This window comes from Sporosarcina sp. Y352, from assembly GCF_056786535.1.
In genome coordinates, this window is the sequence record NZ_JBXCJE010000040.1 from 1 (window position 1) to 910 (window position 910).

The following is a 910-nucleotide window of genomic DNA, read 5'->3' on the forward strand; positions in this document are numbered from 1 at the left end:
AAGGTGGGACAGATGATTGGGGTGAAGTCGTAACAAGGTAGCCGTATCGGAAGGTGCGGCTGGATCACCTCCTTTCTAAGGATTATTACGGAATGAGGAAGATTATTCTTCCTCAGGTCAACCATTCTTGGTTGATTCAATCAGCGCAAAGCGCGCTGAAAAGTCTTATTGATGTTTTGCGTTCAGTTTTGAAGGTTCATTAGAACCTTTAAGCAGTTATTTTTACTGTTTAAAGCAGTTACTATTAAACTTCATATTTATATCCTGGAATGGGCCTATAGCTCAGCTGGTTAGAGCGCACGCCTGATAAGCGTGAGGTCGGTGGTTCGAGTCCACTTAGGCCCACCATTAAGCTTTTTAAACGGACTTTTCGTTTAAAGAAGTTACCATTCTTAAGCAGTTTCACCGCTTAAATGACTAACCCTATATTTCGGGGCCTTAGCTCAGCTGGGAGAGCGCCTGCCTTGCACGCAGGAGGTCAGCGGTTCGATCCCGCTAGGCTCCACCAATAAGCTTTTTAAGCAGCTACACCGCTTAAAGAAGCAACCATTTTTTTAGCAGGTTTATCGCTAAAAGAAGCTACCATAATGAAACTTGTTCTTTGAAAACTGAATGAAACGACATTGATAGCAACAAATCAAGTAATCAACGCAGAGGAATTTATTCCTTTGGAATAGATCATGCAAATGATTTATTCATGCAATGCCTTTAAGAATTCTGACATACATCGCTGTAAAGAAGAATTCACCAAAGAGGAATTTGAGACGCGCAAGCTGATCAAAAACCGAAAGGTTAAGTTAGAAAGGGCGCATGGCGGATGCCTTGGCACTAGGAGCCTAAGAAGGACGGCACTAACACCGATATGCTCCGGGGAGCTGTAAGTAAGCTTTGATCCGGAGATTTCCGAATG

At 43.1% G+C, this 910-nt stretch carries 2 tRNA genes and 2 rRNA genes; all 4 read left to right on the plus strand.

The window, feature by feature from the left end:
* Nucleotides 1-75, plus strand: a 16S ribosomal RNA gene (locus tag AC1TO6_RS21105); the annotation flags it as partial.
* Nucleotides 76-271: 196 nt separating this feature from the next.
* Nucleotides 272-348 (plus strand) — tRNA-Ile (locus tag AC1TO6_RS21110).
* Between the two features lie 84 nt (nt 349-432).
* A tRNA-Ala gene (locus AC1TO6_RS21115) sits at nt 433-508 on the plus strand.
* A gap of 282 nt (nt 509-790) precedes the next feature.
* Nucleotides 791-910, plus strand: a 23S ribosomal RNA gene (locus AC1TO6_RS21120); the annotation flags it as partial.